The organism is Nostoc sp. CHAB 5836, from assembly GCF_020829445.1.
Classification (GTDB): domain Bacteria; phylum Cyanobacteriota; class Cyanobacteriia; order Cyanobacteriales; family Nostocaceae; genus Nostoc.
This window is the reverse complement of sequence record NZ_JAIVFV010000260.1, coordinates 1-6,877: the sequence shown is the minus strand read 5'-3', so window position 1 is coordinate 6,877 and position 6,877 is coordinate 1. Positions and strand designations below refer to the sequence as shown.

Below are 6,877 nucleotides of genomic sequence, written 5' to 3'. Positions count from 1 at the left end.
AGTTTATATTACTATACCTTGGGGTTCTGGTGGCTATGCTTTTTTTTTGCTGGTAACTATAAACAAGATTAATCATTTATTCGCGTAATACATACGCGAACACTTCTTTTTTGTCCAAAGTCCAATACTTACAGTTGTTGAAGACTTTCAAACAACTTTAGGCGCTCCTGCACCTTTTCTAATTCATCTAAGCTACCACTACTTTGGGCTAACTGCGCTGCCATCGTATATTCACGACGAGCCTCATCTGGCAACCATGCCTCTAAATAGCGATCGCCTAATATTCTGTAGAGAGTCGGATTGCTACTACCTGCTACTACTCGTTTCTTTAACGTATTGATTGTTTCATTCAAAAGCCTTCTTGACATATATACAGCATCTAAGTCAAGAATTGCAGCTTCATCTGGAGGTAGGTTGAGAGAGTTGATTTGCTCTACCTTTTCTAAAATCTGTTTAAGATCACTCTCTGGCAACAGATTGACTACTGATGTATCGGCGCTCACAGGAAAGTCACCCTTACTAGCTATAACAGTAATTTTATAAGCATTCCCATATTGCAATTCTCTTTGCTCTTTAGGATATAGCAGTGTGGCGGTTTTTACTTCTTTTTCCCAGTTCACACCGTTACCCTCGACCATTACTGTGTAATTATCAGCTCCAGCGACAGAATACCAAGAGATTACTGGACGAGAATTTAAAATCGAACTGCCATAGGGACTAATTACCGTTGGTGTACCGTTCTCATCACCTGGGCCTTTAGTTTTTGGACATTTATTTCGAGTGGCAGGTGTACATTGCCTTTTTACTGGTTGTGGTACACATTTATCAGGTGTATTTGAGATAGAGCCACTTGGTAAATCTAAAAATTTTAGATTCAAGTAGCACAAAATCTTAACTGTCCTTCCATTCGCTACTTGAAGTTTGTCTCCCTTACAAAGTTTGCTTCCTGCTCGCCAGTCAAGATCGTTATCGTTGACAACTCTGGCAATAAAATCACACTTTCGCTCTAGTGAATTTAATGAATTGCGTCTTGCTATTGGCTGGGGTTTGGCCAATACACTATTCTGATTAAAAAAAAGAATTATTGACGCGATCGCTGCAATTTGAAACCTGAAAAAATTTTTCTCTAATCCATTATTTGGTTTGGATACGGAGGCATTTAGCATTGAAATTATTTCTGTAGTTAATTGCTAGCTATTAGCATATAGTATTTTAATAGCAAAAGAAACTTTTAGACCGTAATGTTAGGTTAATATTCTCTAAAAACACGCTCTAATACTCGCTCTCTCCATTTTTGAACCTCTGGCAGACTTGAATTTAATATTAAACAAAATTCCCAATACATTTTAGCTTCGCTTCTTATGTTCAATGCTTCTTGCACTTGTGCTAGTAAGCAATAAGCATCTGTTCGCTCTGGATCTAGTTCCGTTGACTTCTGTAGATTAGTTTTAGCTTCAGCGTAACGCTTTTGTTCTAAGAGCGCCCAGCCCAAATTCTTGTACAACGAAGCCTGTACTTCGATATCTTTACCTTTTTGTAACCCTTGCAAAGCTAAGGCTTCTGCTGCACTATAATCACCTATTATATTCTTCAACCTTGATAGATTATTAACTGCTGGAATTGCTTGTTCACTACTTTGTATAGCCAATTTATATTGTTGCTCTGCTAAATCATATTTTCCGTGGTCATCGTAAAAGCTTCCCAGTCCATAACGAGCTTCCCACATATCAGGTTGTAATTTGAAAATTATTTTATAAGTATTCTCAATACAGTTTAAATCATACATTTGTTGACAGATTAATGCCAAATTATTATAAGCACTCACATTTTTAGGGTTAAATTTGATAGCTAATTCATAATTTTTTCTAGCAATTTCAGGTTTATCTTCGTGACTGTCCCCTTGGTCGAAGTAGAATTCTGATACTGAATAAGTTAAATTAGAATTATATTTAATCGCTGTGTTAAAGTCTGACTCAGCATCTATAAATCGATTTTCTTTGTGAGCTTTCTTCCCTTGATTTAGGTAATTGTTGGCTATCACAGGTAACGATGCATATCCCAGGGCAACAAGGGTTAAAGCAAACGTGATACTTGCACTGATTAGAAATAGCTTCGATTTAACTATTCGATTGATCTTTGATTTAAATGGTAAACCCTCCAATCGCTGCAAAATTACTCGCGTAGTTTGCGGACGTTGCCCTGGTAAGGGAGCCATTAAATCTTCGATAAAATCAGCAAAGGGTCTGTCAATCTGTTGAGCCTTGTCTCGCCAAATTAAATTTCCTGTACTCTTATCTGTTGGCAGACGAATCAGTGACGTGCCACTAACTAAATGTACTAGGGTTCGCCCTAAAGCATAAAAATCTGATTGGGGTACTGCTTGACCATTTACTTGCTCCAAAGGGGTATAACGAGGTGTGACAACAGATGTAATTTCATATACTCCTCCCCTGCCTGTACTAGTTCCCCCACTTCCACTAACTTTCGCCAGGTAGGTGTCAGTTACTCGCCGTGCTGTACCAAAATCAACTAATGCCAGCTGACCATTTGGCTGAAGAACTATATTAGAAGGTTTAATATCTCGATGAAAAAAATTAGAGCGGTGTACTGTATCAAGGATTTCAACTAACTGCTTAAGCCATTCTAATGCTAGAGATTGTGAAATTTTTCCATTAAATTTTATCCACTGTTCTAGGTTCTGTCCCTCAAATTTATCCATTACTAAGCAATGTAAGATTAAAAGACTATTGTTCGGAACAAAAGTAAAATAGTCATCTAAAGTACTGCGAGGAATTTTTGGGTGTCGAATTAGTTGCAAAGTGAGAGATTCCCGCTTGATTAACTCTACAAGGTTAGGTGTGTTCCATCTCAGAACTTTCATAACTCGTTGTTCACGAACTGGATGCCACTTAGTACCAGCGTCATCTACTTCAAAAACATCAAAGTAGTTATACGGATTGTCTGTGAGCGCTTTTAACGGTTTTAGCAAGCGAATACGGTTCTTAATCAGCAGTGAAGTACCACAAGAGAGGCATATTTCAGCATCGTCAGTATTTTGACGGTGAGTACATAGGGGATTAATACAGTAACTCACCAGACTTTCTTGCCTCCTCCCCTGAGTTTAAAGTATGAACAATTACATAGGAAATCCTGATTTTGTGTACGTATATTCATAACCTTCAGTTTTATGTATTATTTACTAGTACACTGTGGCGTAAGTTTGCCTCCCTTTAACAAGTTGCTCTGAGCAACTTGTCTTAACTGAGATGGTAGTTGGATTTACGGAGTGCTGTACTAGTCTGATCCCTTAAGACTTCATATCTGTGTAATGTAAAGAATTATGAACAAAAAACAAGTATCAGAGAGGTGCAGTACAATTTTTACTGAAACTAGTTTTAATCTACAAGAAACCCTTATAGACATTTAATACATCAATATAACTAAAAAGACATGGATTTTAGTGCTGAATCAAGACTTAAGTCTACTACCCCTTCCCCTGTTCTTCCACAAGAACAGGCAATTTTAGGGCAAAGATTTTCAGCAACCGTAACCTTTGAAGAAGCTTTGGCTGTAGTAGACAACTTAGTATTAGCCAAAAGACGCAAACGCTTGTGTCCGCCAGAGATTCTTGTTATTAAAGCAGCTTGGGATGGAAAAGAGTATAAGGATGTAGCAAGCAATTCGACTTACAGTCTTAACTACTTGCAACGGCGAGTTGCCTCTCCCTTGTGGAATATGCTTTCAACAACAATTGGAGATGGCGAACGAGTTGAAAAACAAAACTTGCGGTATTTTTTAGAACTAGTAACAAAGAAGTATCAGTTTCCAGATGCTATACATGAAGAACAAACATACCCCGCTAATAATCGGATACAAGTCATTGGGAGTAAATCACCTGATGTGTCCAGTTTTTATGGTCGTGTACAAGAACTAATACATTTAAAAGAGTTAGCAAGAAAGCAGAGATGCATATTGCTAGTAGGGGTAGCAGGAATTGGCAAAAGCGCATTAGCAGCAAAACTATTAGAAGAACTTAGTTTCGAGTCTCAACCTAGATTTGATTGTTTAATCTGGAAATCGGTGGCCTACGCACCATTAGTTCAAGACTTAGTAGCTGATTTGATAGAGTTAATCCAACCTACGGAAATATCTTCAAGCTTGCCTCAGCATAGACAGTCCATGACTTCGATGTTGATCAAGCAGATGCAATCACGTCGCTGCTTGCTGGTATTAGATGCTTCTGAAGCTTTATTTCAAACAAGTAACTTTCAGCATCGACGAGACTATGGATTATTTTTTCGTCGCTTAACAGAGGAGCTATGTCAAAGCTGCGTAATCATAACTAGTCGAGTTTTTCCTGATGAGCTTGAGAGTCTGATAGCAGCTGAATTACCTATTGATTTTCTTAGAATTGAAGGGTTAGAGGCAGATGCTGCGTTACAACTATTATCTAGCAAAGGATTAAAAGATAAAGAAAAATGCAATGATTTAATCACAACTTATAGGGGGAATCCTTCAGAATTAAAAGCAGTAGTTAATCGAATCCATCACTTCTTTGCAGGTAGCACAGAAAAATTTTTTGAAAACCCAACTACATTAGTTAGTGACCAGTTTCAACAAATGCTCAATCATGTATTTAGTCAAGTTTTGAGCAAAATTCAGAAGCGAATTATGATTTATTTAACAGAGGAAGTAACTTTAAATTCACAATATGTTGGCTTTTCTAAACTATTAAATAACATAAATACTGATCTGCAAACGTCAGTTTCCAAATTTGAGCTAATTAAGGCATTAGAAGTACTTGAAAAGCACTCATTAATTGAAACTATTAAAGACCCTATTACAGAAGAAATCAGCTTTAATTTAGAACCAGTGGTGAAGAAATATATTAAAACAGATCCACAAGGATGGGTATACACATCCAACGCTTCAGACAATTTAACGATGCCTACGGGGGCAAGCTACGCATCATAACAGAGGTATCCATGATTACAGTCAAACTAGGTTTTACCACAAAAATAAACGAACTTCCTCAAGCCAAGATACTGGAGAATAGCTGGCAACAGTTTGATATTGACTGCAACGGACGAATCATTTCTGTTACAGTCAAACCCAAAGTTTGGAAGAAATTGACTGACGCGCAAGCAGACAATCGGTTCGTATTGGATGAACCCAATATCCAAGTTTTCGAGCGCAAGCCTAAACCAGAGGCAACAGCCACGACTGGTGCTACTTGAGCCAGGGTAATCACACCCTACACAGAGGTGCTACCAACCCTCGATTACCCTTAAAACAATCCTTAACAAACGTGGAGGTCAAAAGTAAAAATCAAAACGATGCTAGATACCAGAAGTTCTGTAGAATCAAAACTAACAATAAATGGAGGGAAATATACAACATCACCAAAAACTTAAAGGACAAATGCCACTACGGAGTAGGCGTTTTGTCCCACACTTAAAAATAGAATAACCTCAGAAGGGGGTTATCTCACGAAAGCCAAAGCAGTGGTATTTAAAGTTTGCCGACTTGATCCCACTGACTGGTCAAACGAGATTGAATCCGCGTTACTTCTCCTATTATACGAAAAGCCAGACGAAACGCACCAGTTTTGTGTGGCAGTTTTGGCTGTCGAAATTCAGAAGTTTCTGTAAAGTTAAGTTTCGTTAAGAAATCTTCCGAATTTTGTAGTTAACAGCAGTAGTAGCGCGAAGAACAGTTACCAGTTATCAGTTATCAGTTGGGAGTAGAGTCCTTGATAACTGTTGACTGTTAACTGATCCAACCCCCTTTGAGAGCTTGTCAACCGAGTTATCAGGGGAAAATATTGTGATTAAAAATGAATGCCCCAGGAGCGCAATATTAGAGCGCATGGGATATGTAGCGATCGCCGAGCAGATATGCGGTGTGTTTTGGAGGAATTTCAGAACTCTCAAACTATATGGAGAGAGAAATATTACTGAGAGAGCAGTTTTTTTCACAAATGGCACAGTCAACGAAGAAAGCCAACTGCTGCTCAAAAAAGAGGAATTAGCTTATCGTGTGCATTCGCTGTTGACACGAATGGTGCGCCATAATATTCGTGCATCGTGGCTAGGGTGGGGGTACGTATGATGCTAACAGAAACGATACAACCAACATCAGCACAAGATTACGATGTACTCAATACCAGTATCAAAGACACCTTCGCTGCCATAGACCGACTTGAGTTGCAAGCAATAGAACAAATTCGTGTCATGCGTGACCAGCAACTTTACACAGTCGCTGGCTACAAAAACTTTGAAAAATACTGCCAAGGCGAATTACATATATATGGTGGCTATCGGCGGATAAATCAACTCTTAGGGGTATTAATTGTAATCAGAGCGGCTGGGGAATTGGGGTCACATATTAAAAATGAACGCCAAGCCCGTCCTCTCTTGCGGCTAGCTAAAGAACCAGAAAAACTTCATTTAGCTATCACACTGGCTCTTGAATCAAATCCAAACCCCAGTGAATCAGATTTTGCGGTTGCGGCTAGTAAAGTTGCTCCCAATCTCAGACGAAAAAAGCAATCAACTTTGTCACCAATGGTTGGCAAAATTGAGGAACCATTGGTTCCCAAAAAAGCCCAAGTCACAGTTTCATCACCATCACATCCTCGTTATCGGGAATCGGGAGTGATTTATGCAGACCCACCGAATCGGTCACAGCAGATTGTCACTTTCGCTGACGGCGAGAGAATGTTGATCAACAATGCTGATTTAAATCACACAATTGTGACATTTTCTAACTCGCCGACTTCCCCCAAAGAATACTCAGAAGCGATCTGTTCACTAAAACAACAGCACAAAATTGAACTAGAGCGCCTAGAGAAAGATTTGAGGATTGGATTGCTAAT

General features: G+C 38.8%; 5 protein-coding genes and 1 pseudogene. 4 read left to right on the top strand and 2 right to left on the bottom strand.

The features are described from left to right. Positions 1-128: 128 nt before the first annotated feature. Together LC605_RS30070 and LC605_RS30065 are read right to left on the bottom strand one after the other, a co-directional pair. Positions 129-1,166 carry a hypothetical protein gene (locus tag LC605_RS30070; protein ID WP_229551086.1) on the bottom strand — a complete coding sequence of 346 codons (1,038 nt, stop codon included), beginning with the start codon at positions 1,164-1,166 and terminating at the stop codon, positions 129-131. Positions 1,167-1,249: 83 nt separating this feature from the next. After that, positions 1,250-3,094 (bottom strand): serine/threonine-protein kinase, encoded by a 1,845-nt coding sequence (locus tag LC605_RS30065; RefSeq protein WP_229551085.1) that lies wholly within the window; start codon positions 3,092-3,094, stop codon positions 1,250-1,252. Between the two features lie 356 nt (positions 3,095-3,450). Between LC605_RS30065 and LC605_RS30060 the strand changes: the two genes are divergently transcribed. The 4 genes and pseudogenes from LC605_RS30060 to LC605_RS30045 form a co-directional block, all read left to right on the top strand. Beyond that, positions 3,451-4,974 carry an NB-ARC domain-containing protein gene (locus LC605_RS30060; protein WP_229551084.1) on the top strand — a complete coding sequence of 508 codons (1,524 nt, stop codon included), beginning with the start codon at positions 3,451-3,453 and terminating at the stop codon, positions 4,972-4,974. A gap of 11 nt (positions 4,975-4,985) precedes the next feature. Then, positions 4,986-5,237 (top strand): fertility inhibition FinO-like protein, encoded by a 252-nt coding sequence (locus LC605_RS30055; protein ID WP_229551083.1) that lies wholly within the window; start codon positions 4,986-4,988, stop codon positions 5,235-5,237. A 589-nt stretch (positions 5,238-5,826) separates the two neighbouring features. Further along, positions 5,827-6,111: a hypothetical protein gene (locus LC605_RS30050; protein ID WP_229551082.1), complete on the top strand. Its 285-nt coding sequence runs from the start codon at positions 5,827-5,829 to the stop codon at positions 6,109-6,111. Further along, a pseudogene (locus LC605_RS30045) lies at positions 6,108-6,877 on the top strand (hypothetical protein); the annotation flags it as partial. The gene LC605_RS30050 and the pseudogene LC605_RS30045, both read left to right, overlap by 4 nt.

Bases quoted from the DNA above. Each gene is read 5' to 3' on its own strand.
- LC605_RS30070 (WP_229551086.1), bottom strand. From the start codon at position 1,166: ATGCTAAATGCCTCCGTATCCAAACCAAATAATGGATTAGAGAAAAAT.
- LC605_RS30060 (WP_229551084.1), top strand. From the start codon at position 3,451: ATGGATTTTAGTGCTGAATCAAGACTTAAGTCTACTACCCCTTCCCCT.
- LC605_RS30055 (WP_229551083.1), top strand. From the start codon at position 4,986: ATGATTACAGTCAAACTAGGTTTTACCACAAAAATAAACGAACTTCCT.